Origin of the sequence: Roseovarius sp. SK2 (assembly GCF_028807495.1) — a bacterium.
Lineage (GTDB): Bacteria > Pseudomonadota > Alphaproteobacteria > Rhodobacterales > Rhodobacteraceae > Roseovarius > Roseovarius confluentis.
The window spans coordinates 118,655-144,952 of sequence record NZ_JARAMK010000005.1; the positions used below are offsets into that span (position 1 = coordinate 118,655).

Here is a 26,298-nt window from a genome sequence, read left to right on the forward strand (position 1 = left end):
ACTTTGACCAAGGACGTGATGGAGTGGCTGCAAGAGGTACGGAAGCTGGATCGCGCCGTTCTGGATCACATGGGCGTCGTGCAGAAGGATATTCCGGGCCTCGGCGCAACCGCGGCATTCCCGTATCGTCAGGACGGCAAGCCCTACGCAGCTAAATTCAGATCCGTCGAGAAAAAGGACTGGCGGTCAACGCGGGATGTGTCTCGTGGCCTATACAACGAGGATGCACTGAAGCTTGGCGATGGACCGATCGTCATTACCGAGGGCGAGATTGATTGCCTTTCGATCATGCAGGCCGGCCATTCTCGGGCTGTCTCCCTCCCCGATGGGTGGACGGCGGACGGCGAAAAGCGTGACTGCCTTCTGAAAGAGGAAGCGAGGCTTAGGGAAAGCCCGTATGTCATCGTGGCGGGGGATAATGACGAGGCCGGGCAATCCCTGCCGAAGGTCGTGGCAAATATTCTCGCCGGTCATGACGTTCGGTTCGTGACGTGGCCAGATGGTTGCAAGGACGCTAACGAGGTTCTTTGCACCTATGGCGAGGGCGAACTGGCGCGGTGCCTGACGGAAGCCAAGCGGATTGACCCTGAAGGAGGGTTCATCACCGGCATATCGGACCTTCCGCCTATGCCGGAGCGCCGGGTGCTGCGCACGGGACTTATGCCTTACGATAACGGGCTGGCGTTCGAGGTTGGAGCCATGTCGGTCGGGACAGGCACGCCGGGATCGGGGAAGTCCACATTCTCGACATTCGTGGCGCACCACGTTGCAGAGCATGAGAATGCTCGTGTGGGTATGTTGGCCTTTGAGACGCACCCATACCGCATCAGGGACCATCTGAGCCGCCTGCGGGCAAAACAGCCTTGGGATCGGCTGGCAGCCGACCAGAGGTCCGAACTGGCCGCAAACCTGGACCGCCAGTTTCGGATTGTTCATCGCACGTTCGAGAAGCGCGAACACAACATCGAATGGCTGCGCCAGATGATCTACACGCTGGCGGTTAGGGATAATTGCAAGCTGATCCTCGTGGATCCGTGGAATGAGTTGGAACACCTGCCGGAGCCGGGTGAATCCATGACTGCCTACATCAACTGGGCGCTACAGCAAATCAGGACATGGGCGGAGCGGTACGACTGCCATATCTGCCTTATCGCGCACCCCCGGAAGATGGGAACGGAAGGCAAGCCGAGAAGCCCCACGGGTTATGACATTGCCGATAGCGCGGCATTCTTCAACAAGCCGTCGCTCGGGTTCAGCGTCCATCAGGAGGAGGACGAAGACCAGGGCGAGCGTTGGGTTCGCATCACCACGTGGAAAGTCCGCGACACGCAGCTTTACGGCTTCGAGTGCGGGTCGATGCGCCTGTCCTTTTATCCCGATGCCATGGCGTACGCGCAACTTCAATCCAACGCCAGATACGAAAGCCGCTGAGCAGTAGAGAGCAACGCTAGAGAGGTAGAGATGGGGAAGGCGAGCGAAATGAAAAACGAGGCGAAAATGGCGACAGACGATTTGCCGTATTATGCGTGTGCCGCACGCGTCGGGCAGGAAACGCAAGTCGCAGAGGAACTGGCGGAAATAGCGCCTTGGGTCTGGGTGGCCAAACGGCTTGAGCCGATCCGCGTGGGCAAGTCCAGAAAGCGCGACTGGTCAGAGCGTCCCATGTGGCCGGGATACGTGTTTGCACAGCTTGGCGCAGAGCACTTCTTCGAGGCTCGCAACATCAAGGGACTTCATCCGACCAAGCTTCAGCTTCACCCAACTGAGAAGCGCATCCTTTTGAGAGCGGCTGCGCGCCTGGATGACGAGCTTCATTCAGAGAAACGCCGCATCGAACGGCAGAGGGCACCGGCTGTCACGTACGAGCCGGGGCAGACCGTCGATATTCTCGATGGTGCGTTCGTGGACCGCTTGGCGGCATTCCAGCGAGTGATCCGCAGGGCAGGTCGAGAATATGGACGGATCAACATCCACGGCTGGCCTGTTCCGGTCGATATCCCGCTTGAAGATCTGAAGGCTGCGGAATGAACCTCAACCCTTGCGCGATAGGTCAACATGTCGTACATTCGGCCCAATCCTGCCATATAGGCGGGAAGAGCGCGACCGATGAACAGCAATATGCTGGCGGCGCTCAGCGTCACTTAGCCAGCCCTAAGTGAAAAACGGATACCTATGTCTGAAGAAATCGTTCCGCTAACCAAGTCATCCCGGAGGGGTAAATCTCGCGTTCGGTTTGAGCGCCTAGACGGTGCGGTGGTAGATGGAAAACTTCAGTTCAAAAGCAAGCAGGCGGTTCTGAATTACGAATTGTCTATCGAGGAATGCTACCCGTCTGACATCGCTCTAATGGATGCAGCGTTTGTAAGGTGCCAAAAGGATACGAGGGAATATCGCCGCCAAAGGAAAGCGGCGGAAATGGTCCACCGCGGCAAGGCGCATTGCTACAAGGCGGGATGGCTAAGGACGCGAGCGAATTTCGACCAAGACGAATGTCTATTCTTTCCGAGCTTCGTGATCCGCAGGCCGACACAGGTCAGGTATAATTTCAAGAGCATGGCGGCGGCCCGGTGTATGCTGTTGATGACGCAAGGACTGCCGGGCGATCCAGAGCAAAGTATGGCAACGCACACTTGCGGAAATGGTCATATGTCGTGCGTTAATCCAAAGCATTTAGCTTGGGGCAACGCCCACACGAACGCCCGAGACAGGGTAAGCCATAACGAGCAGAGAAAATTCATGTCGGGCATGGATCAGTCCGTGCTTGATCGTATCAGAGAAGATAAGCGGCTTTGCAAGATCATCGCCTTGGAAACAGGCGTTCCTGCATCAGTGATTGATGGCATCAAAACCGGCGATCTGTGGGCTGCGTAAGCATTTCCAGAATTCATCCACTGCATCCCTTTCACGGGCACCGCGCCGCTCGGAACATCTCTCATGCGCGAAAGCGTCAACTCCGTGCAGTGGGCTCGTCAGGGTGTGAATTGCGGGGAATGAGAGTGGGCGCGGCATTGAAAAACAATCGAGGAATTCAAGATGGCAACCGGGCACGGAGGTAAACGCCCCGGCGCCGGTCGCAAGCCCGGTAAGGTCGGGAAGGCGAAGCGAGAGCTTCAGGACATGGCCAAGGACCATGCGCCGGAAGCCTTGGAGACACTGCGCAGGATCATGACGAACGATCAGGAGCCAGCAGCGGCCCGCGTGTCGGCGGCCAACGCTATTCTTGATCGCGGGTACGGGAAAGCACCGCAGGCAATAACCGGACCAAATGGCGGCCCCATGCAGCACGAGGTCAGGACACTTGCCCAGTTCTACGGTGAAACAGACACAGGAGACTGACGCGCCAACCCTAAACCCGGCGCTTAAGAAATTCTGGCTGACACCTGCACGCGAGCGCATCCTTTACGGCGGTCGGTCCAGTTCGAAATCATGGGACGCTGCAGGGTTCGCGATATTCCTGGCCACGCAATGCAAGATCCGTGTGCTGTGCGCTCGCCAGTTCCAGAATAAGATCGCGGAGTCGGTCTACACACTGCTGAAAATACAGATCGAGCGGTTCGGTCTGCGCGGCGACTTCATCATCACGGAAAATTCCATCCGGCATCGCGTCACCGGCTCGGAGTTCATGTTCTACGGCCTCTGGCGGCACATTGATGAGATCAAATCGCTCGAAGGCATCGACATCTGCTGGATCGAAGAGGCGCACAACCTCACCGAGGAGCAATGGGAGATCCTTGAGCCGACGCTTCGCGGGGAAGGCTCGCAATTCTGGGTGATCTTCAACCCCAGGCTGGTGACTGACTTCGTTTACCGGAAATTCATCAGTGGAACGCCGTCGAAGGTCATCGAAGGCAAGATCAAGGGTGAAATCGGCGGCACGATCAAGCGCCTGATCAATTTTGACGAGAACCCGTTCCTGTCCGACACGATCATCAAGGTGATCGAGCGAAAGAAGCGAGAAGACGAGGCCGAGTTTCGGCACATCTACCTGGGTGAGCCGCGCGAAGACGACGATAGCGTTATCATCAAGCGGTCGTGGATCAAGGCCGCAATCGACGCAGACAAGAAGCTTGGGATCGAGGCCACCGGCAAGAAACGCGTCGGGTTCGACGTGGCAGACACAGGCGACGACCTCTGTGCAACTGTGGCGGCTCATGGCTTCAAGGCCACGCATTGCGACGAGTGGAAGGCGCGCGAGGATGAGTTGCTCAAGTCGGCGGGAAGGGCACACGCATTGGCCCGATCCCTTGGTGCCGAGGTGGATTTTGACAGCATCGGGGTAGGGGCTTTTGCGGGGGCGCACTTCAAGGCTCTTAACGAAGAGCACGAGACGTCCATCGTGTACCGCGGCTTCAACGCTGGCGGTGCGGTGCTCAACCCGACCGGTCGCGTGGACCCGAACGATCCGAAGTCGCCGACGAACAAGGACTTCTACGCAAATCTGAAGGCGCAGACATGGTGGGAGGTTGCCCGGCGCTTCCGCAACACCTTCAACGCAGTCGAGAAGGGCGATGCCTTTGCCGACACCGACCTGATCGCAATCAGCAGCGATATGGAGCATCTCGACACGTTGATCGACGAGCTGTCTACGCCGCGCAAGGACGTGGATAACAGCGGACGATCCAAGGTTGAGAGCAAGAAAGATTTGGCAAAGCGGGACATCGCTTCGCCGAACAAGGCTGACGCATTCGTTATGGCGTTCGCGCCAGTAGAGGTTGGCCCGCAAGCCCAGATGTTCCTTCGCAAGAAGAGGCGCGCATGACGACAAAAAATATAGACCGCGCCAGCATCGTGAACGCCTTGGCGTACATGGCAAACGCCGCTACGCGTCGAGTATCCAGCATGTTTCCCGGTTACTTCGAGGGATACAAGCACAACCACTACGCAGATTTCGGATGGCCGGAAAATCTGACGTTTGACCAATATTACCAAACCTATTGCCGCAACGGGCTGGCCCGCGCCGCGGTCAGGAAAACTGTTCGGAAGTGCTGGGAGGATATTCCGTTTCTCGCTGAGCGAGAGGAAAAGCACGATGAAACCGAAATCGAAAAGGCGATCCGACAGAAGTTTTCTGACCTCCGGCTTTGGCAGCGCTTTGCCGAGGCGGATCGTCGCTCGATGGTGGGCTGCTATTCTGGTGTGATCTTGCGGTTTGCTGACAGCAGGCTTTTCCGCGAGCCGGTGGACACAGTGCCGGGCGGCATTGACGGACTGGTCGAGGTTATCCCGGCATGGGAAGGTCAATTGATGGTGGCCGACTGGGACACTGACGAGACGTCAGAGACCTATGGCCAGCCCACGATGTTCAATTTTAACGAAGCGCAGGTTGGGAACGAGCACCAAGGCAAGAACCGAAGCTTCGAGGTTCACCCGGATCGCGTCATCATCTGGTCCGAAGACGGGACCGTGCACAATCGCCCCTCCCTAGAGGCCGGTTACAACGACCTCCTGACGCTTGAAAAGATCACGGGCGCAGGCGGCGAGGGCTTTTGGAAAAACGCCAAGAGCGCGCCGGTGATCGAGGTTAATAAAGATGCGCAGCTTGACGCCATGGCGCAGGCTATGGACGTTTCCAAAGACGATCTTGTCGATGCGATGAATACGCAGGTCGAAGACTGGCAGAAAGGCTTCGACAAGATGCTGATGTTGCAAGGCATGGAGGCCAAGACCCTCGGCGTCACACTCCCCATCCCCGAGCACTTCCGGGCCGGGGCCCTGGAAAATTTCTGCGCCTCAGTGGAAATTCCAAAGAAAATCCTTGTCGGAATGCAGACAGGCGAACGGGCTTCGACCGAGGATGCGAACGAGTGGGCGCAAACCTGCAATGGCCGCCGCTCCGATATGGTGATCCCCAACATCATGACATTCGTGAACCGTCTTGAGGCTTTCGGTGTCTTGCCCGAGCGGGATTGGTTTCTGGTCTGGACGGACCTGACCGAGAGCGGCATGGGCGAGAAAATCGAGCGGGCCGGCAAGATGGCCGACGTCAACCAGAAGATGGCGAAGGGCGGAGAATTGGTTTTCACACCTGAAGAAATTCGCGCCGCAGTCGATCTGGAGCCTTTGAGCAATGCGGACAAGTACCGCGAAGACGACCCATTCGGCGAAGACGAGCCGAACGACGACCCGGACCAATCCGAAGACGAATAGGGGGCATCCCATGCCAAAGAAAGTCAGGGTCAACGTCCGCACGTTGGCCAACACGAAGGCTGCGCGCCGCGAGGTCCGTAATGGCCGAGACGTCATGATCGTGCCGTCCGCCACGCTGCCGGACAACGTTGTCATGAACGATATCATGTACCCGTCCGACGAGATCGAAAGCGCATACAAGACGCTCGAGCGCACGCCCGCCCCGGCTGGTCACCCGCTGATCAACGGCAATTTCATTTCCGCCCGTGACCCCGAGGGCATCAACATCGGATGGATCGGCGCCTGGAATGAAAACTGCCGCCGTGAAGGCGGTCGCGTTCTGCTGGACAAGATCATCGACATTGAGCGCGCCAATCAGACCGAGAAGGGCAAAGCCGTTTTGGAAGCCGTCGAGAAGGGCGAGCCGGTCCACACTTCGACCGGCCTCCTGCTGGATCTTGAGGCCGCGAATGGCAATGTCGATTACAAGTACATCGCCCGAAACATGATGTTTGACCACGACGCCATTCTCATTGGCGAAGAAGGTGCCGCCACGCCTCAGCAAGGCGTCGGCATGATGGTCAACTCCAAGGGTGAAGAAGAACAGATCGAAGTCATCAACTCGACGCTCGAAGCGACCGAGAATGAATTCGACTGGGCGGTCGATATGGCCGCGCGTGCGGCGCAGGAGATGGAGCGCGCAAAAGAGCGCAAACCACTCATCGACCGCATAAAAACCGCAATCAAGGAGGCCGTTTCGGGTTCCGAAGGGCGGGAAACCTCTGCAAACGAAAAAGGAGAAGCAGAAATGGCTGATGATAAGCAGCTCGACGCGCTTTCCGCGAAGGTGAACGCCCTCGGAGAGCAAATGAAACCCCTCGAGAATATCGGGGAAACCATCGCCAACGCAATTCAGGACGCGGTGAAGCCGATCAAGGATCACGTCGATCAGATCGCCGCGAACCAGAAGGCCGAGGAAGACGCCAAGCGCGCTACCGCGGTCAATGCCTTGGTGAAAACCGGCCATTGGTCCGAAGACGACCTGAAGGAAATGCCCATGGCGGCGCTGAATAAGCTGGTGGAGAAATCCAAGCCCGGCAAAGCGGCGGCTCTGAATGGGGCTTTCGGTGGTGGTGGCGACGATGACGAGTTTCAGGACGTTGATCTGAACTCGGCGATCAATGACGCCGACAAGAACAAGGAGATGCACTGATGGCTGGCAACCGCATCTATCGCGGCCCGATCGACCAGCGGCCCTCGCCGCGCACGATCAGCGACCGCACCGTGGCCGGGGCCTACCTGCCCGGCGTTCTCGTGACAGACGATGGCTCCGCGCTCACTGTTTCGACGGCATCTGACATGGGCGAAAAGGTCTATGTACTGTCGGATCGTGACTTCTACGGTGACTGGTCTGTTTCGACCGCACCCGTCGAGACGGCCTATGCGTCCGGTGACACCGGCATCGCATATGAGCCGCAGGCGAACGACGTGTTCCAGGTTCGGCTTGCCGCCGATACCTACGCCAAGGGCGACAAGCTGACGCTGGATGCTTCCGGGTATCTGGCCAAGGCGGTCGACAGCCCAGCCGGCGACGTCGTTTATGCGTACTTCGACGACACGGCTGGCGCCTTCAGCGCCGGCGATCTTGCTGACGTCATTTGGGCGTCCGCATTCACCATGCCGACGAGCTAAGGAGGGCCCCATGCTTCGGTTCACTCAAGACCAGCAGGCGGCAGTCCTGCATAACCGTCGTGTGTTCAACGCACGGCAAACGGCCATGGCGGAAACCCATGGCCTCAACAACGGCGCACCGGCCCTGACCGGGAACGCGACCACCCTCCCCAAGGACGTTTGGGGCGAGTGGGATCGCGAGGCGGTGGAAATCCAGCGCGAAGTGCTTTCGGTCTTCAACGACCTGGCGGCTTCCGTTGCCATGCCCATGCCGATCGGCAAGCTGATCCACTACTTCCAGCAGATCAGCGACAGCGGCTCGGTGAACGTCTCGCTCGACGGTCGCTCGAAGGCGCGTACCGATCAGCCGACGATCGCCTACCATGGCACGCCGGTTCCGATCCTCGACAGCACGTTCAGCTACGGCTGGCGTCAAATGGAGGCGGCACGCACCGAAGGCTTCGCGCTGGATTCCGGCGGTCGGGCCAACGCGATGTACAAGGTTGCGGAGCGGCTGGAAACGCAGACCCTCGACGGCGATGCTTCGATTGTCGTGGGCGGCGATCAGCTTTATGGCCTGCGCAACCATCCCAAGCGCGAAACCCGCTCGACCACCAATACGCTGAATGGCGCGACTGGTGCCGAGTGGCTGGCCGACATCAACGCGACTGTGAAGCTGCTGCACGACAACAACTTCCGCGTACCGGCCACGATCTACGTGAACTGGGATGACTGGTACTATGCCGGGAATACTGATTTCTCGACGCAGTATCCGAACAAGACCATCGCGCAGCGTGTTCGGGAGATGGAAGGCGTTGCGGAGGTCGTGCCGTCGTCCAAGGTCAATGCCGACGAGATCATCGCAGTGGTGAAAAACCGCCGCGTTGTCCAGGTGCTCAACGCGATGCCGATGACCAACCGGGCCCAGTTCCGCGCCAACCCGGAGGACGATTACAACTTCGTCACGATGGCAGCCGCTGCGCTGGAGATCAAATTCGACGCAGAAGACCAGTGCGGTCTCGCACACTCGTCGTGATCTGAGCGACGGGCCGGGAATTGAAACCGGCTCGGCCCGTTTACTGAGATCATGCAGCAAGGAGAAACCACCATGAAATACGAAGTCACCGAAAAAGGCGTCAACGGCCCCGAGGGCCGGATCGAAAAGGGCGATACAGTTGAGATCGAGGGCGATCTGCCGGGGTATCTTGTCGGTAAGTGCCGGCCTGTTGGCGGCAAGACTGCCGTCACCAATCCGGCCAAGGATGCCGTGCAACAAAGCATGGCCGAGCCGAGCGCACAGGAGCGTCAGCAGATCCTCGGGGAAATATCCGTGAACGATCTGGGGGATGATGATTTTAACGACGAGGGCGTGCCGGACGTGCGGAAGGTCAACGAGAACTTGCCCGAGGGTGCGAAAAAGTTTTCGGCTGGCGAGCGGGATCAGCTTTGGCCGGGCATCGCCGAAGCCGTGAAGGCGGGCCGCGAGGCGGTGGAAGGCTGATCCGATGACCCTCACCGTCACCCCCGGCGGCGCGTCCGATGATGCGCTGCTGACGCTTGCTGCGTTCAAGTCTTACGCTGATGCGCGGAACTGGGATTATTCCAGCTTTGATGATGAGACAGCGATCGAACCCGCAATTCGCGTCGGGACGGTATTTGTGGAAGGCGTGGGCGGCCCGACCGCCGATCTTTCGACCCAATGGCCCGGAAAGAAGGCGAGCGCCTCACAGCGCCGTCTGTGGCCGCGGTCGGGGGCCAAGGACGTTGATGGTCTGGCAATAAACGACGCCACCATACCGGCAGCGGTGGCGGACGCAGTTGCCGAGGCTGCTTGGTACGAACTCAACAATCCCGGAACTCTGCACTCGCAGATCACGCCGAGCGAAGTCATCAAGCAGGAAAAGGTTGGCCCCTTGTCGGTGACCTACCAAGATGGCAGCACCGGAACGGCATGGGATTACCGCCCGATGCTGACAGTGATCAGCGATCTTCTGGCCGCAATTCTTATTCCTGACTTGAAGGGGCCGAAGCTTTACCTTCAAAGCATTGGCAAGGTGTCTTGACCCTTACCGTCCTGACGCCCACCGGCGCCCGTCCTGAAGCTTTTGCGGCCTGCGTCGAGATGATGCGGGCGCAGGATTACATCGGTGCGGTGCTTTGGGTCGTGGTGGACGATGGTCCCGAGGCTATGCCGACCCCGAATTTAGGGATGCGCGGTGTGTTGCACATCCGCCCCGAACCGTTCTGGCAGCCGAGACAGAACACCTTGGCGCGCAACATCTTCGCGGGCCTGCCGCACTGCACGGATCGGGTGGTGATCGTCGAGGATGATGATCAGTACGCCCCGTGGTGGCTGACACGCTGCGCGGAACGGTTGAACGAGGCCGACCTGATCGGGGAAAGCCACAGCCTCTACCAGAACCGCGTTTCTGGCCGGACGCAGGACATGGGCAACGGCAACCATGCCAGCCTGTGCAGCACAGCAATGAAAGGGCCTGCGGTGGATGCGCTGCGCCGGGCCTGTGAGCAGGGCCCCAAGGGCATTGACTTGCGCCTGTGGCGCGACTTCACCGGCAGCAAGCGCCTTTACCGGCCAGAGCCGCGGGGCGTGACTGGCATCAAGGGCTGGCCGGGGCGTCCCGGCATCGGCGTAGGGCATCGGCTGTGAGAGTGCTTCTGGCCGCAGAGCGCGTTCCGTTCGGCCCGAAGCCCATGGGTGGCGTCGTCTCGTGGTGCTGGACGATCCGCCGCGAACTTGAGCGGCTGGGCCACACGGTCACGGAATGGCAGCCGGGGATGCGCTTAGCAGGAGCACCCTTCGACCTCGGCATTATCGCCAACGCGCGCCTAACCGCGCCGGTGGCAAGGCACTGCGTCTGCGTCACGGAGGTCTGTCACGGGTTCCTGTCCGGCGATCAGCCCAACGGCACGCTCGGGCGGCTGGTGTTCGTGAGCGAAAGCACGCGGGACCGCTGGGGCATGGACGGCGACATCATCCGCCAACCGATTGACCTTGATTTCTGGCACGACGCCGGGCGAACGCGCATCGGGGCGGTGCGATACTCCTACAGGCGAACTGAGACGCACTGTAAGGCCGCTGCGCAGGCGTTGGGCATGGATTGCCGCCAAGTGGGCGGCGTGGACTATGAGACAGCCCGTGACGCGCTACAGGGCGCTGTGCTGGTGTTCGCCTCGGGCCGGGCCGCTTTGGAGGCAATGGCCTGCGGGGCACGGGTCGTGATCTATGACCACCGGGCAACGTATCAGGCGCCGATGCTGGGCGGCTCGCTGTCCGAACAGATGCCACAGAACTACTCGGGAAGGGGCGGCAAGGCGAGCCCGTCACTGGATGACGTGATTGCCAGCGCGGAATGGCAGATGGAGACAGCGCCCGAGGCGTTCCGGGTGTGGGTGAAGGAGCATCATGATGCCTGGCGGATCGTGCGGGAGATCATCGCGTGAAGACGTGCCTCGTTCTGGGCGGCGCTGATTGTCTTTTCGAGGATGTGCACGCAGCCCGCAACCTTCCGCGCGACGGTGTTGTCGCGTGCAACGAAGCCGGGATCGAGTGGCCGGGTGATCTGGACGCATGGGTGTCTCTGCATCCTGAACACTTCACCCGCAAAGGCTGGCTGGATAAACGGCAAGGCCCTCCAGCCAAGCGGCTGATTGCGCACCCGGCAGCCGCACAACCGCATCGCAGGGCACGGCTGCCCGCAAACGTGGAGTTCACCGAATACGCTTTCCCCGGCCAGACGCACAGCGGATCGTCGGGCCTGTTTGCCGCCAAGGTAGCCCTAATCGACTTGGGCTTTGATCGCGTGGTGTTTTGCGGTGTGCCGCTGACGCAGACGCCGCATTTCTGGGACGCCAAGCGCGAGCCGTGGAGGTCAGCGAGTGATTTTCGCCGCCAATGGCTGGCCCTGCCAGAGGAATATCGGGACCGCATGAGGTCCATGAGCGGATGGACGGCGGTGCTTTTAGGGAAGCCCGAGATTGAAACCAAGGAGACCGAACATGCCTAAACTTACGAACCGAACTGACCAACCCATCACCGCCACCACCGGCCACACGATCCCCGCAAATGGCGAACTGAGTGTTTCCCAGGCAACCCTTGCGCGGATCTCGGCTGAGCCGTTCATCGCCCGGCATATTCGCGCGGAAACCCTGACCGTGGCCTATGACGAGCCGGAACCCAAGGGGCTGACCCGCGCTGACGTGGCCAAGATGAACCGTGCCGAGTTGCTGGACGCCATTCTTGCGCACTATCCAGACGACGTGACCGAAGATGACTTCAAGGACATCACGGTCGAAGACAAAGACGGCGAGGACGGCTTGCGCACCATCGCAGCGCGGCTGATGTTCTCGGACCTCTGATATGGCCTTCGACTACGCCAGGTCACGCCGGACCGCCGAGCGCCTCATCGCTCGCTTCGGGCAATCCGCCACCCTGCGCAAGATCACGAACAGCGGGACAGAGTGGGCACCCACGCAGACCGAGACGGACACGACGATCACCGCCGTTGACCTTAATGAGCAGGTGCGCGACAATTCCGGAACCTTGGTAGGTCAGACGCGGCGCACGCTCTACGTTTCGACAAGCGCGGGCATTGCCCCGGAAAAGGGCGACAAGGTATTCGTGGGGCTGGACAAAGACGCGGTGGCGGCACTGACTGAGCAACAGCAATCCGAGGCGATCCACGAGATTGACGAGGTGCGGCCATTGTCTCCGGGTGGTGTTGACGTATTTTGGGAAGTGGATTTGGTGACATGAGCAGTCCGAGGCTAACCGTCAACAAGGCTCCGGTTCAAATTCGTGCGCTGGATATTGAGCGAGGCCCGTCCATCTTTGAGGGCGAGGATTGCGGGGTTACTGTCAGGCGAACCACGCCTTTTCCTGGCTCAACGCAGATTCAACGGGCGTTCAACAAGGCGCACGTGGTTTTTCATTGGCCCATTGGCCTCGGTCAGCCGTCGGATATTTGCCTTAGGGCCGAAGATGGTCAATACGATCATATTGCAGCCATGGCCTTTAAGAGCACTTATGCTGCCACGGAAGTTTCGGTAACGCTTGATCGCTGATGACCAGTCGAACCATCCTTGACGACTACCCCGAGGAAAGCGCCGCCGCGATGGATCGGGCTTACGCCCTTGGTGCTTGGCACATGCTGATCTGGCTTGCGGCTTGGACCGCATGGGCGAACGGCCTGAAACGATAGGCAAACCGACATGGCAAAACGCGAAACCCTGCTGCAAATCGCAGACAGGCTGGAAGGCGGTGTCAGGGATGCTTTTCTCGAAAGCATCAACCGCTTCACCAGCGACGTGCAGCTAAGCCTTCTGATCGAGGCCATAGAGGCGCGCGACACGACCCGCGTGCTGCGCTTGCTGAATATGGAGCGTGGGTATTTCGCGCCACTGGATAGAGGGCTGACGGACGCATACGCCCAAGCTGGCGAGGCGGTCATGGCGCAATGGATGGCGCAGGCCAAGGCTGCCGGCGCACAGGTCAGGGCGGTTTTCGACGCCCGCAACCTACGGGCCGAGGAATGGCTAAAGGCGCAGTCGTCGCGGCTCATTCGGGAAATCACTGACGACGCGCGCGATGCGGTGCAAAGCCTTTTGGCCCGCAACTTGGAAAAGGGCACCGCGCCACGCACAACGGCGCTTGACATCGTGGGGCGCATCAATCGGGCAACCGGGCGGCGCGAGGGCGGCATCATTGGCCTTGGCGGTCAGCGGGAAAGGTGGGCGGCAAGTGCCTTCGATGAGCTGACCAGCGGCGACCCGGCCCAAATGCGAAACTACCTTGACCGAAAGGCCAGGGATCGCCGGTTTGACAGCATCGTTAAGCGGGCCATTCGTGACGAAAAGCCGGTATCTGCGGCGGAAGCACGGCAGATCACGGCCCGGTATCGCCAGAAGCTCTTGCGGCAGCGTGGCCAGATGATCGCCCGAACGGAATTGCTTGGCAGCGTCCACGCGGCGCAGGATGAGGGGATGGAACAGCTTATCGAGGACGGGAAGGTTTCGCGTCAGAACGTCAAGGCCGAATGGGATTCCTCAGAGGATAGCGCGACCCGAGATAGCCATCGGGCGATGGACGGGCAGGTAAGGGCTCAGGGCGAACCATTTGTGACAGGGGCCGGATACCAGCTTCGCTACCCCGGTGACCGATCGCTTGGGGCGCCTGCAAGCGAAATCATCCAGTGCCGTTGCGTGAAGCGGCCTGACATCGACTGGATCGCACAGGCGGCGCAGGATGAACTGGCCTTCGCATGACAAAGTACACCTTCGCCCAGCTGGATAGATGGGCTGCAAAGGTTGAGCGCCGCCAGACCGCAATTTTAAAGCAGTCGGTAAACGACATGCTCAAGGATATTCGGATCGTTCCGGGAATCACCCGGGGCGGGTCGCGGAGACGAGGGACAATCCCGCGTGACCTGGGTGCACTGGCATCCTCGCTGCAATCCACGCTGTTCGGGTCTACCGCACTCACCGGCGAAGACAGCTACGTCATGGTCGTGGGGCAATTGCAGGCGGGGGACCGGGCCCGGTTCGCATGGGGCGGCACGCTGGCCCCATATGCGCAAGAGGTGCACTACGGCGCGAATGGCGTCCCCGGCACCTTCTGGCGCGATGAGGCCGCGGCGAAGTGGCAAGGTTATGTCAGGGCGGCAACGATCAGGGCGAAGGCGCAGATACCTTAAGCGCCTTGATTTATCTGTCCGGTTCTGAAAATATGAAAGGGTCAAGGCACGGCAAGTCGAGGCATCGCCGGGTAAGGCGCGGCCTGTTAAGGCTTCCGATCAGGGGCGGCGAAAATGCCGCCCCGTCCTGACATTCCACATGAAAACATCTGACGTAAGAAACGCCCTGAAATCCCGCCTTGCCGGTGGTTCTATTGGCCCGAGCGGAGCATGGCCGAACGTCGAATATACCGGCGCGCTGCCGTTTTTCGATACCTCTTTTGCCGGGATCGTGCGGGAAGGCGGAACCTTGAAGGGCAATGAAATCCTGTCCGAGACGGGGCAATTCAATGCCGTTGTCGTGGTCGATCAAGGCGGCGGTGAAGATGACGCACTGGATTATGCCGACGCCGTGCACGCACTGTTTCCCGAGGGGCAACGGATCACAATAACGGGCGGTGAGATCGTCATTCGTCGGCCTGCTGAAATCCGGGGCGGATACCCCACGAATGCGGATTACCGCGTGCCTGTCGTGGTCTCTTACCGCGCCACGGCTGACTGACACCAGAATAGGCGGCTTCCGGGCGGCTGCCTTCCCCGCTGAGGGTTATGGCCCGGACAACAACCCCAAGCATAGGAGGCCATTATGGCAGATGCACCCACCACGCTCGTGGGCGTCACCGTCGCTATTGCGGCGAGCGTCCCGGCAACCGAAGACGCCAGTGCTTATGGCGCGATCAGCACCACCGAAATCGGCAAGGTGCTGTCCGTCCCAGAGACCGGCAACACCAGCAACGCGGGCACCGTAACGCTGCTGAAAAATGGCGTGACGCAGCACTACAACGGATCGAAGGTCGTGGCGCCTTTCACCATTCCGTATGTCTATGACCTCGATGACGCAGGCCAGGCAATTGTGCGGGCAAACGAAAACGGCACCACCGAATGCACGCTCGAAATCACAGATCCGGACGGGGATGTTTATTACATCCAGGGCGTCATTGGTTCTGTGATGCAGGCCGCGCGTGAACCGGACGCCTACAAGGGCGAGAGCTTCGAATTCCGCTCGATCACGCTGTTTACCAAGGTGGACGGCGGAGCCTAATCCCTTCTGGGGCTAGGGGCGGTGGGTGAGGTGGTTTCGCACCTGCCGCCCCGATTTTGAAACCGGAAACCAAAGGAACACCAGACATGGATATGAGTGCATTCGACGGTCGCAAGCAAGCCGAAGAAGGCGTCTTCGAGCCTTTGCGCCACCCGTACACCGGCAAGCCCTTTGCCAAGGGCGAAGGCGCCCCCGGCTTTTACGTTCGCGGGGTCTCGGCCCGTAGCGTGCAATCCCGCCTTGCTGAGATGCAAAAAGAGGCCAAGGACGCGGCGAAGGACGAGGAAAGCCAAGAAGCCGCAATGGAGCGCCTGCACGAGCGCCTGATCGACGGTGCCATGAAATACATCATTCGGGCCGACGACGACATGACGATCAACGGCGAGCCGGTGGGTGCCAACCCAGACCTGATCCGCAAGGTTCTCGACGGCACGTTCCCCGAAATGCGCGTCGTGAAGGATGCGGACGGCAACCCGGTCACGCACGAAGTGAAGACCGACGACGGCGAAAAGCTTGAAGTGCCGAAGTTCGAAATGGCAAACGAGCCGTTCGCGCAGCAAATGATCAAGGCGGCGGAGGACGGTAGCCGTTTTTTCGGCAAAACCTCGAAAGACTGAAGCTCGCCGCGCGGCAATACGGTTTTTGGCACGGCGTCCCGGAGCATGTGGACTGGAAAATCCAGTGGAACTGCACGCGGATGCAAGCGCTGGAAAAGCAGGGCAAGCGCCCGCGAATGCCGGACCTGTCGCGCGGGGAATACCTCTTTGAGGCGATGCAGCGCCTTGGGCCGACACGATCAGAGGGAATGGGCGGCGTTCGCGCTGTAGACTGGCCGGAAATCATGGCCTTCGCTCAAGGCACGCGGCGTATCTCGGAGCCCTGGGAGGTCGAGCAAATCCGCGACATGGCAACAGCCTATCTCGCTGGATATCAAACCGGCTGCAAACTGTTCGGGATTGAGCCGATGGAGCAAGCGGAGGCGGGCGAGGCCTTTTAGAGCCTCATGGATTGGCCGCTCATCAGTCCGCGGCATTCTGCGATCGCAGGGCCGCCCTCATACACAAGTGGCGCGCGTCCCGTGGTTGGATAAATTGCCAGCATGGGTGAGAAGCCAGTCCAGCCGCCCATGGCGTTCGTGGTGTTGACATCAAAACAAACGGCCCTCTCCCCGTTTGCCAGTTGGTAAGCATTTGGGCTTCGGAACTTACCGGCAGAAGGCTGACGCAACCTCTCCCGAATGTCGGATTCAGCGCGCTTGATTAAGGCTCTGTCTTGAATGGGGCTGGCCGGCGTGGATGCACAGGCTGCGAGGGCAAGTGCGGAAATGGCCATAAAGGCAAATCTGATCATTTGAAAATCTCCAATGGTTTCGGGCTGCAAGGTTAAGCTCGTTCCCCCGACCAATCAAGGAAAGCCGCATGGATATTGTTGAACTCGGCATGGACGTTGACGGACGCCCGCTGAAATTCACGCGCGAAGAGATGCAGCGGTTTGTTAAGGCGGGCAAGGACGTCGATGGCGCGGCGCGTGGTGTCGAAAAGTCCACCAACGCAATGGGCGCGGCGATGGCACGGGCGGCGGCTGGTATTGCCGCTGCCGCAACTGCGGCGATATCGCTCGGAACAGCCGTCCAACAGGCCCGTCAGTTTGGGGCAGCCATGGGCGAGGCCTCCACCCTCCTACAGGGCACGCGCGAAGAAATGGACCTCATGGAAACCGAGGCCCGACGCCTTGGCGTGACTTTTGGCACCGGGGCCAAGGCTCAGGTTGAGGCCTTTTATCAGGCGATCTCTGCGGGTGCAGGTGACGTGGCTGAGGCAACGCGGGTGCTTGAGGCATCGAATAAGCTGGCCATTGGTGGCGTGACCAACGTCACCACGGCTGTCGATATTCTGACCACCGCCACAAACGTTTATGCTGCTTCCGGCCTGACTGCAGAGGACGCATCAGACGCCCTTTTTGTTGCAATGAAGGCGGGCAAGACGACGATCGACGAACTCGCTGGTTCGCTCGGAAAGGTGCTGCCCCTGGCAAGTAATCTGGGTGTGACTTTCGATGAGACAGCGGCGGCAGTTGCGGCCCTGACCAAGGGCGGTATCTCCACAGCGGAATCCGTGACCGGCCTACGCGCCGCAATGACGGCCATTCTCGGGCCGTCGAAACAGGCGCAGGACCTAGCCGAACAACTGGGCATCAACTTCAACGCGGCTGGGTTGGAGGCGCTTGGTTTTGCGGGCTTCATGGAGGAAGTCGTTGCCAAGACCGGCGGATCGTCAGAGGCGATGCAAACCCTGTTCAGCAGCGTGGAGGCGACCACGGTTGCCTTGGCTTTGGCTGGGGAGGCGGGCAACTCTCTGGGCGTAATCCTTACCGACATGGCGAACAAGAGCGGGGCAACCGCGGACGCCTACAACAAGATGGCCAGCACGTTGGATCAAAGGCTTAACCGAGCCATGTCCGCGCTTGCCGATATCGGCCTGACTGTCGGCAACATGCTTTTGACAGTCGCTGTTCCGGCGCTTGAGGCGACCGCGGCGGTAGCGCTTCTGGTGGCAGATAATCTTGAGGTTTTCGGCATCGCTGTGGCATCTCTTGCGGCAACGCGACTGCCTGCCTTGGTGCTGTCCCTGCGGGCCGCAACGGCAGGCTTGACCCTGATGCAGGCTCAATTCATCGCCGGAGCAGTGGCGGCGCGTGGGATGGCCGCCGCGGCTGCAGTGGCGCGGGGTGCGATAGCCTTCTTGGGTGGGCCTATCGGGGTCGTTCTCGGGCTGACAACAGCAGCAGCGGCTGCCTTTATCACCTACCGCGACAACGTAGAGACGACGGAACAGCCGCAATACGATGCCGCTGCTGCTACGGCGGCGCTCATGGGCGAACTTGATGCTCTTGCGAGTGATGCGGGGCCCGCAGCTCAAGCGGCTGTCATCGCCCTCGCAAACGACAACCGAAAGTTGGCATCGAGCGCCTATGAAGCCGCAAAGGCTGAGCTTGCAAAGCGAAAAGCTATGGCTGAGGGCGCCGCTGCAAATTTTGCTCCCGGTCCTGTTCAACGAAGCTTAAGCTATCAAGCGGAACAGGCTGTTAAAGATCTTGCTGAGGCAGAGCGGGGCCTAGAGCAAGCGATGCGTGATCGTCAGGTCGTTTCAGAGCAGATCGTCATGACACAGCCTGTGGTTAACAGCCAAACCAAAACGGCAATAGATCAAGCCAAGGACTTGGCGGATCAGATAGACCGCGCGGGAGGGTCAGCCAAAACGGCAGGAAAGGCCGCCAAGGATCTGGGAAAAGAAGTCGAAAAGGTGACCTCGGAGGCCGAGGCCTTTGAGAAAGCCATGGCTGATGCAGCTTATACAGCCGAGGACTTTGGCAAAGCAAAGGCGCAAGCTGTAATCAGTGGCGTTGAGGGAATTTCGGAAGCATGGGCCGATTTCGTCGTAAACGGGTTTAACGACTTCAAGGGCTTCGTGGACAGCGTTCTCGGCAGCTTCAAAAGCATGATCGCGCAGATGATCGCCACGGCGGCCCGCAACAAAATCCTGATCGGTCTCGGGGTTGCTGGTGGTGGTGGATTGGCGGGTACTGCTGCAAGCGCGGCTGGCGGCGTAGGAGGGCTTGCCGGGGGCGGGGGCATCCTCGGCAACGTGCTTGGCGGTGGTGGTCTTCTTGGCAACCTTCTGGGCGGCACGGGCGGCCTTTTGGGTGGCGTCATGGGCGGCGCTCAGGCTGCCCTTGGGCTGGGCGGTTTTTCTTCTGCCGGCATTTTCAACATCGGTGCGAATGCAGCCGTCGCCAGCGCTGCGACCGGGGCGGGCTCACTGGCGTCTACGATTGGCGCAGCGCTCCCTGCCGTTGGTCTTGTCGCTGGCGGTATTGCCCTCATTTCCAGCTTCTTCAAGACCACGACGAAGCTGCTGAACGAGGGGCTACGCGTCGAGGTTGAGGATTCGGTCACGTCAATCCGGCAGTTCCAGGATATCCAAAAGAAGAAATACTGGGGCCTGTCGAAAAGCAACAGCCGAAACTTCTCGGAGGTGCCAGAGGAATTTCAGAGAGCGTGGGATAACACCTTGTCGGGCATAACAGGTGCGCTCGGCAGCGCAGCGGAGCAACTCGGCCTTGCGGGCGAGAACTTTCTGAGCGTCTGGGATGGCTACAACATGGACATCTCGACAAAAGGCCTGAGCGAAGACGAGATCCAGCAAAAAGTTTCAGAGTTCTTTCAACAGTACGCGAGTGACATTGTAGCATATGGCCTGGATAAATCCGGCGTCGGTATGTTTGCCGTCATTCGGGATGAAGTCCTGCGGGAAGGCGAAGAACTTTCCGATGGCTTCATCCGCATGGGCAATGCAATCTCGGTTGCGAACCGAAATCTGCGCGATCTGAATGTCGCTCTGTTCGATATCAGCGTGCAGGGCGGTGTGTATGCCGCGCAGTTTGCCGACATGTTCGGCGGCGTGGAGAACATGCAGGCGGCGATGAACGGATACATCCAGGCGATGTTCTCCGAGCAAGGCCAGCTTATCGTTCGCCAGCGTCGGCTTGTCGAGGCGCTGAGCGCTGTGGGCGTGGGTCTGCCCGCAACGTCCGAGGCATACCGCGAAATGGTCGAGGCGCAAGACCTGACAACCGAGCGCGGTCGTGAAGTGGCCGCCACGCTTATTCAGCTATCCGGTGAATTTGTGGCCCTCGAAGACGCCCTTGGCAGCCTTGGCTACACGGTGGCGAGCCTGTCGACGGCAGTGATTGAGGCGACATTCAGCGCCGAGGATGCCCTAGAGGCGGCCCGCGCCCGCGCGGTGCAGGAGTATCAGAACGTCATGCGGCTGTTCGGAGAGCAAATCCGGGCCGCCGAACAAGCTGCGGCTGAAATTCGCCGTGTCTTCGATATTCTGGATGACGCACTGGCCTCACGCGGCCTGCTTAGCGAACGCGCTGAGATGATGCGCCGCGAAACGGCCCTGAACGAACTGCGTGCGGGGATTAATGATCCAGACCGCTTGCGGGATGTTGTCCGCACTCTCAACGCACCGTCGGAGCAGTATTTCGGCAATGCGATCGACTACGCACGCGACTTTGCGATCACCAGCGGCGCTATGGCGGCCCAGCGTGACATCGCCAGGGAACAACTGACTGAGGCAGAGCAGCAGATTGTTCTGCTGGAAGAGCAGCGGGACGCGATTGAGGATCAGTACGCCGAGCTTCTGGGCATCAACGAGGGCGTGACCACCTTGAATGAAGCCATCGCCCAGCTTGACCTGACGATGCAAGAGGTGCGGGACGCGACCATGCGCGTTGAGCAGGCCATGCTGAGCCTCGCCAATTCCATGCTTGGGGCAATTTCTGGCATCGCCGGTGCTGGTGGTGCTGCTGGTCTTGGCATGGCCGGGATAGACCAGTTTGATGAGAACCGGACAAATGCGATCCTTTCCGACGCGGCCACCAGCACATTTACGGGCGTTGCGGAGACGATCAACAGGCTTTACCGCGATACGCTTGGGCGGAATGTGGACGCCGCGGGGCTGGAATTTTATGGCGGACTTCTTCAGTCTGGCCAAGCGAATGCCGCGCGTATTGGCTTTGATCTTGCCACGTCCCAAGAGGCGCAATCAGGTGTAACGCCCGGTTTCGGCGAGATCGGTTCGGCTCAGCCCGTCAACACGATTGACGCGCTGTATAGCTCCATGCTGGGCCGGGAGGCCGACGCCGCCGGTCGGGCCTTCTGGGAAAGCACCGGCCTACAGGGCGAAGATTTGATCAACGCATTCCGCGATGGTGCGATTGCCAACGGCGATACACCGGCCTTCGCGATGGGCGGTATGCACGCTGGCGGCTTGCGGATTGTCGGTGAGAATGGGCCAGAGTTGGAGGCCACGGGTCCAAGCCGGATTTATTCCGCACGTCAGACCCGCGAGATCATGCAGCCCAGCACGACGCTGGGGGCCGAAATGCGCCAACTGATCGAGTACACGCGGCAGCTTGTGAAGATCAACAATAAGCAAGAGCGCGCGCTCAGGGAAATCGAACTGCAAGGGGAGACGGCATGAAGATCATCCCGCCTCTGACGGTTACGCCGACTGAACTGACCAACACGAATGTTGCGATCACGGAAACCGAATGGACCGCCGGCACCTATGACCTCGGGGATCAGCGGTATGTCGGCACGACGCTGTATGAGGTGGTGGCTGACCCTAATACCGATGATGACCCGGAAGCCGGTGTTCTGGCAGACCCGGCCACGTGGATCGAGATCGGCGAAATCAACCGTTTCAAAATGTTCGATTTTCTGATCGGCGATGCGACCGAGCAGACTGGCGGCGATATCGACGTGACGGTCGAAGACGATGGCCTGATCAACGCAGTGGCGCTGTTCGAAGTGATCGGCGCTTCCGTGCAAGTCATTGTGACGGATGACACTGAGGGCGAGGTTTACAACACCACGAGAGACCTGGCGGACAATTCCGGCGTGAGCGACTGGTACAGCTATTTTTTCGAGCCCATCACGCGCGATACGGATGCGATATTTCTCGACCTGCCGTCCTATATCGGCGCCTCGGTTCGGGTCATCGTTGACGATGGCTCAAATGACACTGCTATTGGTGAGCTGGTCCTTGGCCAGCAAGTCAGGATTGGCGAGACACTGCAGGAGTTTTCATTCGGGATCGAAGACTTCAGTCGCAAGGAGCGCGACAGCTTCGGGCGCTTCACGATTGTCGAGCGGCGCTTTGCCAAGCTGGCAGAATACGACATTTACCTGCGCAATGCGCAAATCGGCCCAGCCTTCCGAACCCTCTCCGCGCAGCGGGCCACGCCGACGGTCTACGTCGGGGACGATGATAGGCCGGAAACGGTGATCATCGGCTTTTACCGGGACTTTTCAACGGTTCGCACAGGGCCAACCACTTCCGAAATGACACTCGAAATCGAAGGGCTTGTCTGATGGCAATCACTCCACTTCCTACGCCGCCGTCCCGAGATCAGGACAGCGAGACCTTTACCACCAATGCGGATGCTTTTCTTGCTGCGTTGCCGGACTTTGCGACCGAGGCAAACGCCCTTCAAGATGACGTAAACTCAAAAGCTACGGCTGCGGCGGCAAGTCAGGCTGCGGCGGAGAGCGCCGAAACGGTTGCTGTTGGTGCTGCAAATTACAAGGGAGATTACGACGCTGGAACGACCTATTCCGTCGGTGAGAGCGTTACTTACAACGGCACTCAGTACATTGCGAAAACCGAAAACACGGGCGTCACTCCCGCCAATGGCGCAAATTGGCTTGAGTTGGTCGAAAGCAGCGGCGGGCTGGTTTTTCTTGCCTCGTCTGACCTTTCGTCTGACGCTACGTCGGACTTCACCGCTTTTGATGCGGGGCTGTACGATGCTTATGAATTCGTTTTTCAGAACATAATCCCGGCCACCGACGATGTGGATTTTACTTTCCTGAGCAGCACGGACGGCGGGTCTACATGGGACAACACATCTGGTGACTACGATTTTGGCTGCATAATTCTACGATCCGGCACTGTCTTTGATACGGATAGCGGCAATGCCGCATCAATTGCCCTAACCGGCACCGGAGCGCTCACCATCGGCAATACTTCCGGGTATCCGGGATTGAGTGGTCGGCTTTTTGTACCGGGTCCGCATCTGGCAAAGAAAACACAGTTCCTTTGGAACACCAGCTTCTACGATCCGAGCGGTAACTTGGTAATGCTTACTGGTAGTGGCCTGAGGCAGTCCGAGGCCGATGTGGATGCAGTACGCTTCCTTTGTTCATCCGGAAATATCGCATCTGGCACAATCACAATGTACGGCATGGTGAACGCATGACACTCTATAAAAACGTGAATGGCGAGCGCGTCGAAATGAGCGCCGCCGAGGAACAGGCTTTGCGGGATGAGTGGGCTTTGGAGCCGGTCCCGACCAGCGGGGACGTTAACCGCGAACGCGACCGCAGGCTGAATGCTGGTGTCACGGTAAACGTGACGGGCTATGGCGATATCCCCGTGCAGGGCGGACCCGGCGACCAGATCAACATGCTGGCCTTGGGGTCCACGGCGCAGGAACTGATCGGCGCTGGGGTAACAGCGGCGGTTGTGCCCTTCCGGGATGCTGTCAACACCATGCACGACCTGACGCCCGAACAGGTCGCGGAGATGGTGCGCAAGGCCAAAGAGGCGGCGTCGGCTATCTACGCGACAAGCTGGGCAATGAAGGACGGCACAGGGGACTTTAGTGGCGGTATTCCTTCGGACTTTACCGCTGACACGCACTGGCCGTGAACCGGGCACTCTACATCCCGTGGCGGCTGGCGAGTGATTTCGTCGGCCTCTTTTCCCGCGGCTTCAACGCCACTTTTCTAGGCGGATCGACCGCGCAGACAACATCGGCCCGTGCGCACCTTGAAGCGCCGCACTCAAAAGCATGGGCACGGGGCAGGGCGATCATCAACGCGCTGTTTTTCTGGCAGGACGATCACTGCGCCGAGGACTGGGCGAAAGAAGTCGAGCGGGCTCGGTACACGCTGGAAAGACTGGACGCACTCAAGTAAAGCGCCGCGCCGTTCTGGCCTGGGCCCATCTGCGCGGACAGCAACGGCACCCTGAAAAATCAATCACATCGTGAGGTTAAACATGGACCGCAAGGCATTCTTTGCGCATCTGCGCAGGCGTGACGTCAGCATCTTCGGCACGTCGCTTTCGCAGCGCCAGGTCGAAGGAATCGAACCGTATCTGGATGAGGGCAAGCACCTTTCGCTGTCTCACATGGCGCACGTTCTGGCCGAAGTGTACCATGAAACGGGCGGCGGCATGTATCCGGTCAAGGAAACCGTCTACTCGTACAGCAAGAACAAGAACCCCTCAGATGCGACGGTCATCGCGCGGCTGGACCGGGCGTGGGCCAAGGGCCAATTGCCGTGGGTCAAGACCCCATACTGGCGCGATGGCATGTTTGGGCGCGGCGGCATTCAGATCACCCATGAGCGCAACTATCGAAAGCTGTCCCCGCATGTTGGCGTCGATTTGGTAGCGCATCCTGATCAGACGCTCGATCCGGTCATTGCGGCCCGCATCGCGATCAAGGGGTTGGAACTCGGCATTTTCACGGGTGAGAAACTGGGCGATCACGACGAAGCAGACGGTTCGTTTGACCACGATGATGCACGCTCAATGGTAAACGGCGACGAACGTCGACCGGTGGGCGATGGCTTGGACATGGGCGACCGCATCGAGGAATACGCGCTGGATTTCGAGGCGGCATTGAAGGCGGGCGGGTGGAAAGAACCTCGGCGCTTCGTGCGTCCAGACGCCCCCTCACAGCCCGCCACAGCCCCATCGCGCGGCAAGGGTGGCCTGTGGGGCGGAATTGCCGCTCTGGTGGCCTCTGGCGGCGCTGCTGTGGCCGCGAAGGGCTGCGAATGGTTCGGATGGTTCTGCGGATAGGAGACTGACCATGACGCTGCACAAACTCACACCCTTCATCCGATACGCACTGCTGATCATCGCAGGCATGGCGGCCCGTGGCGGATGGCTTGATCCAGTGCTGGCCGACGAGATCGCCCGTGATCCGTACATCATCGAAGCCGTGGCGGGCGCGGTGCTCGGCGCCCTGACCCTGCTTTGGTACTGGTACAGCACCAGCCGCAAAGCGTTGAAAGAGGCGATGGGCCGATGATCGAACTCTGGATCATCATCTGCATGGGCGGGGGCTGCAACGAAAGCATTTTGCCGGACCTCTACGAGACGGAGCGCAAGTGCATGGTAGCGGGCAACGTCGAGATGCATCGCACCCTTCGCGCGCTCGCAATGGAGGGCATTCCGGCGCAAGTCGGATGGCTGTGCAAGCCCGAGAAAGAGGGGGAGCCAGTATGAGGTTCCTTGTCTCCCTTCTGGGCCCGCAATGGAAATTCTGGCTGATCTTGGCGGCGGTTGCTGCGGTCGGTGCAATCGGCTTCCGCGCGTACCAAAGCGTCTATGACAAGGGCGCACAGGACACCATCAACGAGATCGAGGATTTGAACGATGAACTGGAAGGCAACGCTATCGACGCCCGCGATGCTCTGCGCCGCTGTCGTGACCTTGGGGGCGTGTACGACTTCGCTACCGGCAAATGTGGACAGCCTGACGCGAGTGGTGGGGACTGACTTGCCCGGCGCGCAGGGCAAAACCCTGAAGGATCAGGACCGCATTGACAGCGCTATCGCGGGGCTGTGCGGCGCCGGCATCTACGGCAAAGACCTTTGCGACGTTCACACAAAGGCCAGCGCGGGTCGGATTGGAGAGCTGCGGTGATCACTCCCGACGATCACTCGCGCGACCCTCGCGGCTTTTTTCTGACGCAGGTAGGCCATGCGGCAGCCGGAACGTTTACGGTCTACGTGTTGTGCATCGCCTTCGTGGCGTTGATCGGGGAGATACCGGTCAAGTGGGCGCTAATCGTGCTCGGGTTCGGCCTCTATCTCGGCGTCATCGAGTTGTGGATACAGGGCTGGCGCGGATGGGATACCGTCGAGGATACGGCCTTTTTCGGGTACGGCTTCGCGCTTCCGATGCTGACCTTCTCGGCAGAGCCTTCTGGTGGCGGCATCTCGGGACAGATCGACGCGGCAGCGGGCGTCATGGCCTGGGGCTTGGCGCATCTTGCGGGCGGCACGTATCGCCGCTGGTGGCGTAAGGAGAATGCCCCTGCGTAGTGGGGCGCAATTCCGGC

35 protein-coding genes are annotated in these 26,298 nt (G+C 59.8%); 34 read left to right on the top strand and 1 reads right to left on the bottom strand.

What is annotated here, in order from left to right; translation table 11 throughout:
- The first annotated feature begins 3 nt into the window (after nucleotides 1–3).
- The 24 genes from PVV74_RS11700 (at nucleotide 4) to PVV74_RS11815 (ending at nucleotide 16,585) form a co-directional block, all read left to right on the top strand.
- On the top strand, nucleotides 4–1,431 hold the full coding sequence (locus PVV74_RS11700; protein WP_274593321.1) for an AAA family ATPase: 1,428 nt from the start codon (nucleotides 4–6) through the stop codon (nucleotides 1,429–1,431).
- Nucleotides 1,432–1,479: 48 nt separating this feature from the next.
- Nucleotides 1,480–2,028, top strand: coding sequence for a transcription termination/antitermination protein NusG (nusG, locus tag PVV74_RS11705; RefSeq protein WP_274593322.1), 549 nt, complete (start codon nucleotides 1,480–1,482; stop codon nucleotides 2,026–2,028).
- A 144-nt stretch (nucleotides 2,029–2,172) separates the two neighbouring features.
- Entirely contained in the window at nucleotides 2,173–2,871 is a 699-nt protein-coding gene (locus tag PVV74_RS11710) for a hypothetical protein (protein WP_274593323.1), read from the top strand.
- Nucleotides 2,872–3,033: 162 nt separating this feature from the next.
- Nucleotides 3,034–3,336 carry a hypothetical protein gene (locus PVV74_RS11715; RefSeq protein WP_274593324.1) on the top strand — a complete coding sequence of 101 codons (303 nt, stop codon included), beginning with the start codon at nucleotides 3,034–3,036 and terminating at the stop codon, nucleotides 3,334–3,336.
- Complete coding sequence (locus PVV74_RS11720; protein ID WP_274593325.1) at nucleotides 3,314–4,759, top strand: PBSX family phage terminase large subunit; 1,446 nt, start codon at nucleotides 3,314–3,316, stop codon at nucleotides 4,757–4,759. Before PVV74_RS11715 ends, PVV74_RS11720 begins: the two co-directional genes overlap by 23 nt.
- A gap of 29 nt (nucleotides 4,760–4,788) precedes the next feature.
- Nucleotides 4,789–6,147 carry an anti-CBASS protein Acb1 family protein gene (locus PVV74_RS11725; protein ID WP_274593326.1) on the top strand — a complete coding sequence of 453 codons (1,359 nt, stop codon included), beginning with the start codon at nucleotides 4,789–4,791 and terminating at the stop codon, nucleotides 6,145–6,147.
- A gap of 10 nt (nucleotides 6,148–6,157) precedes the next feature.
- On the top strand, nucleotides 6,158–7,339 hold the full coding sequence (locus PVV74_RS11730; protein WP_274593327.1) for a hypothetical protein: 1,182 nt from the start codon (nucleotides 6,158–6,160) through the stop codon (nucleotides 7,337–7,339).
- Nucleotides 7,339–7,818: a hypothetical protein gene (locus PVV74_RS11735; protein WP_274593328.1), complete on the top strand. Its 480-nt coding sequence runs from the start codon at nucleotides 7,339–7,341 to the stop codon at nucleotides 7,816–7,818. The genes PVV74_RS11730 and PVV74_RS11735 overlap by 1 nt, the downstream gene beginning before the upstream one ends.
- Before the next feature lie 10 nt (nucleotides 7,819–7,828).
- Nucleotides 7,829–8,833, top strand: coding sequence for a major capsid protein (locus tag PVV74_RS11740; RefSeq protein WP_274593329.1), 1,005 nt, complete (start codon nucleotides 7,829–7,831; stop codon nucleotides 8,831–8,833).
- Between the two features lie 72 nt (nucleotides 8,834–8,905).
- Nucleotides 8,906–9,298 (top strand): hypothetical protein, encoded by a 393-nt coding sequence (locus PVV74_RS11745; RefSeq protein WP_274593330.1) that lies wholly within the window; start codon nucleotides 8,906–8,908, stop codon nucleotides 9,296–9,298.
- Nucleotides 9,299–9,302: 4 nt separating this feature from the next.
- The gene (locus tag PVV74_RS11750; protein ID WP_274593331.1) at nucleotides 9,303–9,860 is read left to right on the top strand and encodes a DnaT-like ssDNA-binding protein; all 558 of its coding nucleotides are present in this window, start codon (nucleotides 9,303–9,305) and stop codon (nucleotides 9,858–9,860) included.
- Nucleotides 9,857–10,465 (top strand): glycosyltransferase family A protein, encoded by a 609-nt coding sequence (locus PVV74_RS11755; protein ID WP_274593332.1) that lies wholly within the window; start codon nucleotides 9,857–9,859, stop codon nucleotides 10,463–10,465. Before PVV74_RS11750 ends, PVV74_RS11755 begins: the two co-directional genes overlap by 4 nt.
- Complete coding sequence (locus PVV74_RS11760) at nucleotides 10,462–11,259, top strand: glycosyltransferase (protein ID WP_274593333.1); 798 nt, start codon at nucleotides 10,462–10,464, stop codon at nucleotides 11,257–11,259. The genes PVV74_RS11755 and PVV74_RS11760 overlap by 4 nt, the downstream gene beginning before the upstream one ends.
- Entirely contained in the window at nucleotides 11,256–11,822 is a 567-nt protein-coding gene (locus PVV74_RS11765; protein ID WP_274593334.1) for a hypothetical protein, read from the top strand. Before PVV74_RS11760 ends, PVV74_RS11765 begins: the two co-directional genes overlap by 4 nt.
- Complete coding sequence (locus PVV74_RS11770) at nucleotides 11,815–12,174, top strand: hypothetical protein (RefSeq protein ID WP_274593335.1); 360 nt, start codon at nucleotides 11,815–11,817, stop codon at nucleotides 12,172–12,174. The genes PVV74_RS11765 and PVV74_RS11770 overlap by 8 nt, the downstream gene beginning before the upstream one ends.
- A gap of 1 nt (nucleotide 12,175) precedes the next feature.
- The gene (locus PVV74_RS11775; RefSeq protein ID WP_274593336.1) at nucleotides 12,176–12,571 is read left to right on the top strand and encodes a hypothetical protein; all 396 of its coding nucleotides are present in this window, start codon (nucleotides 12,176–12,178) and stop codon (nucleotides 12,569–12,571) included.
- Complete coding sequence (locus tag PVV74_RS11780; RefSeq protein ID WP_274593337.1) at nucleotides 12,568–12,879, top strand: hypothetical protein; 312 nt, start codon at nucleotides 12,568–12,570, stop codon at nucleotides 12,877–12,879. Before PVV74_RS11775 ends, PVV74_RS11780 begins: the two co-directional genes overlap by 4 nt.
- Nucleotides 12,879–13,016, top strand: a complete 138-nt coding sequence (locus tag PVV74_RS11785; protein WP_274593338.1) for a hypothetical protein — start codon at nucleotides 12,879–12,881, stop codon at nucleotides 13,014–13,016. The genes PVV74_RS11780 and PVV74_RS11785 overlap by 1 nt, the downstream gene beginning before the upstream one ends.
- A 10-nt stretch (nucleotides 13,017–13,026) precedes the next feature.
- Nucleotides 13,027–14,079: a phage minor head protein gene (locus PVV74_RS11790; RefSeq protein ID WP_274593339.1), complete on the top strand. Its 1,053-nt coding sequence runs from the start codon at nucleotides 13,027–13,029 to the stop codon at nucleotides 14,077–14,079.
- Nucleotides 14,080–14,165: 86 nt separating this feature from the next.
- The gene (locus PVV74_RS11795; protein ID WP_274593340.1) at nucleotides 14,166–14,507 is read left to right on the top strand and encodes a hypothetical protein; all 342 of its coding nucleotides are present in this window, start codon (nucleotides 14,166–14,168) and stop codon (nucleotides 14,505–14,507) included.
- A 139-nt stretch (nucleotides 14,508–14,646) separates the two neighbouring features.
- Entirely contained in the window at nucleotides 14,647–15,048 is a 402-nt protein-coding gene (locus tag PVV74_RS11800) for a phage tail terminator-like protein (protein WP_274593341.1), read from the top strand.
- A gap of 84 nt (nucleotides 15,049–15,132) precedes the next feature.
- Nucleotides 15,133–15,588, top strand: a complete 456-nt coding sequence (locus PVV74_RS11805) for a hypothetical protein (RefSeq protein ID WP_274593342.1) — start codon at nucleotides 15,133–15,135, stop codon at nucleotides 15,586–15,588.
- A gap of 86 nt (nucleotides 15,589–15,674) precedes the next feature.
- A complete protein-coding gene (locus PVV74_RS11810; RefSeq protein ID WP_274593343.1) occupies nucleotides 15,675–16,205 on the top strand; it encodes a hypothetical protein in 531 nt (176 codons plus the stop codon).
- A gap of 47 nt (nucleotides 16,206–16,252) precedes the next feature.
- Nucleotides 16,253–16,585, top strand: a complete 333-nt coding sequence (locus PVV74_RS11815) for a hypothetical protein (protein ID WP_274593344.1) — start codon at nucleotides 16,253–16,255, stop codon at nucleotides 16,583–16,585.
- Here PVV74_RS11815 and PVV74_RS11820 read toward each other — a convergent pair.
- Nucleotides 16,582–16,968, bottom strand: coding sequence for a hypothetical protein (locus PVV74_RS11820; RefSeq protein ID WP_274593345.1), 387 nt, complete (start codon nucleotides 16,966–16,968; stop codon nucleotides 16,582–16,584). The two genes, PVV74_RS11815 and PVV74_RS11820, sit on opposite strands and share 4 nt — an antisense overlap.
- A gap of 38 nt (nucleotides 16,969–17,006) precedes the next feature.
- On the opposite strand from PVV74_RS11820, the gene PVV74_RS11825 reads away from it, so the two are divergent.
- The 10 genes from PVV74_RS11825 to PVV74_RS11870 all read left to right on the top strand — a co-directional run bounded on the left by PVV74_RS11825 (nucleotide 17,007) and on the right by PVV74_RS11870 (nucleotide 26,281).
- Nucleotides 17,007–21,638: a phage tail tape measure protein gene (locus PVV74_RS11825; protein WP_274593346.1), complete on the top strand. Its 4,632-nt coding sequence runs from the start codon at nucleotides 17,007–17,009 to the stop codon at nucleotides 21,636–21,638.
- Nucleotides 21,635–22,531, top strand: coding sequence for a hypothetical protein (locus PVV74_RS11830; protein ID WP_274593347.1), 897 nt, complete (start codon nucleotides 21,635–21,637; stop codon nucleotides 22,529–22,531). Before PVV74_RS11825 ends, PVV74_RS11830 begins: the two co-directional genes overlap by 4 nt.
- Nucleotides 22,531–23,418: a hypothetical protein gene (locus PVV74_RS11835; protein ID WP_274593348.1), complete on the top strand. Its 888-nt coding sequence runs from the start codon at nucleotides 22,531–22,533 to the stop codon at nucleotides 23,416–23,418. The genes PVV74_RS11830 and PVV74_RS11835 overlap by 1 nt, the downstream gene beginning before the upstream one ends.
- The gene (locus tag PVV74_RS11840) at nucleotides 23,415–23,870 is read left to right on the top strand and encodes a DUF4376 domain-containing protein (RefSeq protein WP_274593349.1); all 456 of its coding nucleotides are present in this window, start codon (nucleotides 23,415–23,417) and stop codon (nucleotides 23,868–23,870) included. The genes PVV74_RS11835 and PVV74_RS11840 overlap by 4 nt, the downstream gene beginning before the upstream one ends.
- A complete protein-coding gene (locus PVV74_RS11845) occupies nucleotides 23,867–24,139 on the top strand; it encodes a hypothetical protein (protein ID WP_274593350.1) in 273 nt (90 codons plus the stop codon). Before PVV74_RS11840 ends, PVV74_RS11845 begins: the two co-directional genes overlap by 4 nt.
- A gap of 82 nt (nucleotides 24,140–24,221) precedes the next feature.
- Nucleotides 24,222–25,031, top strand: coding sequence for a glycoside hydrolase family 19 protein (locus PVV74_RS11850; RefSeq protein ID WP_274593351.1), 810 nt, complete (start codon nucleotides 24,222–24,224; stop codon nucleotides 25,029–25,031).
- A 10-nt stretch (nucleotides 25,032–25,041) separates the two neighbouring features.
- Nucleotides 25,042–25,263, top strand: a complete 222-nt coding sequence (locus PVV74_RS11855) for a Pam3-gp28 family putative phage holin (protein ID WP_274593352.1) — start codon at nucleotides 25,042–25,044, stop codon at nucleotides 25,261–25,263.
- On the top strand, nucleotides 25,260–25,460 hold the full coding sequence (locus PVV74_RS11860) for a hypothetical protein (protein ID WP_274593353.1): 201 nt from the start codon (nucleotides 25,260–25,262) through the stop codon (nucleotides 25,458–25,460). Before PVV74_RS11855 ends, PVV74_RS11860 begins: the two co-directional genes overlap by 4 nt.
- Nucleotides 25,457–25,732 (top strand): hypothetical protein, encoded by a 276-nt coding sequence (locus PVV74_RS11865; RefSeq protein WP_274593354.1) that lies wholly within the window; start codon nucleotides 25,457–25,459, stop codon nucleotides 25,730–25,732. The genes PVV74_RS11860 and PVV74_RS11865 overlap by 4 nt, the downstream gene beginning before the upstream one ends.
- Before the next feature lie 144 nt (nucleotides 25,733–25,876).
- Nucleotides 25,877–26,281 carry a hypothetical protein gene (locus tag PVV74_RS11870; protein WP_274593355.1) on the top strand — a complete coding sequence of 135 codons (405 nt, stop codon included), beginning with the start codon at nucleotides 25,877–25,879 and terminating at the stop codon, nucleotides 26,279–26,281.
- Nucleotides 26,282–26,298 lie beyond the last annotated feature (17 nt).

Bases quoted from the DNA above. Each gene is read 5' to 3' on its own strand.
- PVV74_RS11780 (WP_274593337.1), top strand. From the start codon at position 12,568: ATGAGCAGTCCGAGGCTAACCGTCAACAAGGCTCCGGTTCAAATTCGT.
- PVV74_RS11775 (WP_274593336.1), top strand. From the start codon at position 12,176: ATGGCCTTCGACTACGCCAGGTCACGCCGGACCGCCGAGCGCCTCATC.
- PVV74_RS11800 (WP_274593341.1), top strand. From the start codon at position 14,647: ATGAAAACATCTGACGTAAGAAACGCCCTGAAATCCCGCCTTGCCGGT.
- nusG (WP_274593322.1), top strand. From the start codon at position 1,480: ATGAAAAACGAGGCGAAAATGGCGACAGACGATTTGCCGTATTATGCG.
- PVV74_RS11735 (WP_274593328.1), top strand. From the start codon at position 7,339: ATGGCTGGCAACCGCATCTATCGCGGCCCGATCGACCAGCGGCCCTCG.
- PVV74_RS11835 (WP_274593348.1), top strand. From the start codon at position 22,531: ATGGCAATCACTCCACTTCCTACGCCGCCGTCCCGAGATCAGGACAGC.
- PVV74_RS11865 (WP_274593354.1), top strand. From the start codon at position 25,457: ATGAGGTTCCTTGTCTCCCTTCTGGGCCCGCAATGGAAATTCTGGCTG.
- PVV74_RS11840 (WP_274593349.1), top strand. From the start codon at position 23,415: ATGACACTCTATAAAAACGTGAATGGCGAGCGCGTCGAAATGAGCGCC.
- PVV74_RS11795 (WP_274593340.1), top strand. From the start codon at position 14,166: ATGCTCAAGGATATTCGGATCGTTCCGGGAATCACCCGGGGCGGGTCG.
- PVV74_RS11785 (WP_274593338.1), top strand. From the start codon at position 12,879: ATGACCAGTCGAACCATCCTTGACGACTACCCCGAGGAAAGCGCCGCC.
- PVV74_RS11805 (WP_274593342.1), top strand. From the start codon at position 15,133: ATGGCAGATGCACCCACCACGCTCGTGGGCGTCACCGTCGCTATTGCG.
- PVV74_RS11740 (WP_274593329.1), top strand. From the start codon at position 7,829: ATGCTTCGGTTCACTCAAGACCAGCAGGCGGCAGTCCTGCATAACCGT.
- PVV74_RS11715 (WP_274593324.1), top strand. From the start codon at position 3,034: ATGGCAACCGGGCACGGAGGTAAACGCCCCGGCGCCGGTCGCAAGCCC.
- PVV74_RS11745 (WP_274593330.1), top strand. From the start codon at position 8,906: ATGAAATACGAAGTCACCGAAAAAGGCGTCAACGGCCCCGAGGGCCGG.
- PVV74_RS11855 (WP_274593352.1), top strand. From the start codon at position 25,042: ATGACGCTGCACAAACTCACACCCTTCATCCGATACGCACTGCTGATC.
- PVV74_RS11860 (WP_274593353.1), top strand. From the start codon at position 25,260: ATGATCGAACTCTGGATCATCATCTGCATGGGCGGGGGCTGCAACGAA.
- PVV74_RS11790 (WP_274593339.1), top strand. From the start codon at position 13,027: ATGGCAAAACGCGAAACCCTGCTGCAAATCGCAGACAGGCTGGAAGGC.
- PVV74_RS11830 (WP_274593347.1), top strand. From the start codon at position 21,635: ATGAAGATCATCCCGCCTCTGACGGTTACGCCGACTGAACTGACCAAC.
- PVV74_RS11770 (WP_274593335.1), top strand. From the start codon at position 11,815: ATGCCTAAACTTACGAACCGAACTGACCAACCCATCACCGCCACCACC.
- PVV74_RS11730 (WP_274593327.1), top strand. From the start codon at position 6,158: ATGCCAAAGAAAGTCAGGGTCAACGTCCGCACGTTGGCCAACACGAAG.
- PVV74_RS11825 (WP_274593346.1), top strand. From the start codon at position 17,007: ATGGATATTGTTGAACTCGGCATGGACGTTGACGGACGCCCGCTGAAA.
- PVV74_RS11810 (WP_274593343.1), top strand. From the start codon at position 15,675: ATGGATATGAGTGCATTCGACGGTCGCAAGCAAGCCGAAGAAGGCGTC.
- PVV74_RS11850 (WP_274593351.1), top strand. From the start codon at position 24,222: ATGGACCGCAAGGCATTCTTTGCGCATCTGCGCAGGCGTGACGTCAGC.
- PVV74_RS11750 (WP_274593331.1), top strand. From the start codon at position 9,303: ATGACCCTCACCGTCACCCCCGGCGGCGCGTCCGATGATGCGCTGCTG.
- PVV74_RS11710 (WP_274593323.1), top strand. From the start codon at position 2,173: ATGTCTGAAGAAATCGTTCCGCTAACCAAGTCATCCCGGAGGGGTAAA.